Raw genomic sequence first — 1,150 nt, 5'->3', positions numbered from 1 at the left:
GTTTTGTCTTTTGTGTTATTAAATATCCAAGAGAGATTTTGACATAGTTTATATGCTTTTTCTATATCTGGGTATTTCTCGAATAGTATCACAGCTCTTTCTGATTGATTTTGTGTCCATTTAAGATTATTTTTATAGAGCAGGTATCTACTTCTAGCCAGTAGTTGCTTTAATGTATCTCCGTTTGAGAACTGTTCTGGAGTGAATTTTAAACTCTTAGATTTTGAGGTTTCTATAGCGTCGTTTTCTTTATCAATAGCGTCCCATCGATGTTTTATTCTTATCTCCTGTAATGCATCTAAAGCCAACTTTTGAACATGGAATCTATCGATTACTTGTACTGCATTTGGGAATGATTTTTTGACGATCAACCCCATATTCCCAGCCATGTCTAATGTGACTTCCTCAACCTTATTGCGTTGTTTGAGAGGTATCTTTTGTAGTATTTTAATGACCACATCTGCTTTAGTTCCTCTTACCATAGCTATTAAAGCTCCTTTGTTTCCTTTTGCTTTTTTATTGGTTAGTATGGTGTATAATTCGCCATTAGAAAAAGCAGTTTCATCCAACGAAAGCCTTTTTCCGATGTTTTGTGCAAATAGTAACCAGTTCTTAGAATGAGACTTTTGATCCCAAGATTTGAAGTCACTTAGATAGTCTCTGTATTGTCTTTGTAGACTTCTAGGGTTAACTCCGTAGAATTTAGCAACAACAGCAGTACTAGAAGCATTATTACTTATAGACCTCTTTTAAAAAAGTAGCAAACTCACTAGTTATCCTAGTTCCTTTTGCTACCAAATCCCAATCTCTTGTCACCACTTTACTGGTCGTTTTGTCAATCCAACGACGTCTAATTATATGCAAATAAACATTCTTACCGCGTATAGGAAAATCTTGGACTGTCGCTTGTGGAAAGAAACCTTTGGAATGAAGTGTATCAGTATCAAAACCCTCTGGAACACTATTATTCTCTGTGAAGTAAAAGTGTATCTCTTCACCTTTTACCTCGTGTTTAGTCATCTCAAAATAAGTTACAAGAACTTCTGGAAGTAATAAGTTGGCGGCAGCAAATAGAGCATCTGAGGACATAGAATTTTTTAAAGCAAAGTTGTCTCAATTTTAATTACCCCACAACTTTTTGTGTTGAGCC

At 35.1% G+C, this 1,150-nt stretch carries 2 protein-coding genes; both read right to left on the bottom strand.

Annotated elements, in window-relative coordinates; genetic code table 11:
• On the bottom strand, positions 1-740 hold a 740-nt coding region (locus tag ACFO3O_RS22540; protein WP_465251772.1), incomplete at its 3' end, for an ISAon1 family transposase.
• Positions 733-1,089, bottom strand: coding sequence for an ISAon1 family transposase N-terminal region protein (locus ACFO3O_RS22535; protein WP_379983070.1), 357 nt, complete (start codon positions 1,087-1,089; stop codon positions 733-735). The genes ACFO3O_RS22535 and ACFO3O_RS22540, both read right to left, overlap by 8 nt.
• Positions 1,090-1,150 lie beyond the last annotated feature (61 nt).

This window comes from Dokdonia ponticola (genome assembly GCF_042653865.1).
GTDB lineage: Bacteria > Bacteroidota > Bacteroidia > Flavobacteriales > Flavobacteriaceae > Dokdonia > Dokdonia ponticola.
The sequence above is the reverse complement of the archived record's forward strand: the minus strand, read 5'-3'. Positions and strand labels throughout refer to the sequence as shown.

Excerpts from the sequence above, each read along its gene's own strand:
- ACFO3O_RS22535 (WP_379983070.1), bottom strand. The coding sequence starts at position 1,089 with ATGTCCTCAGATGCTCTATTTGCTGCCGCCAACTTATTACTTCCAGAA.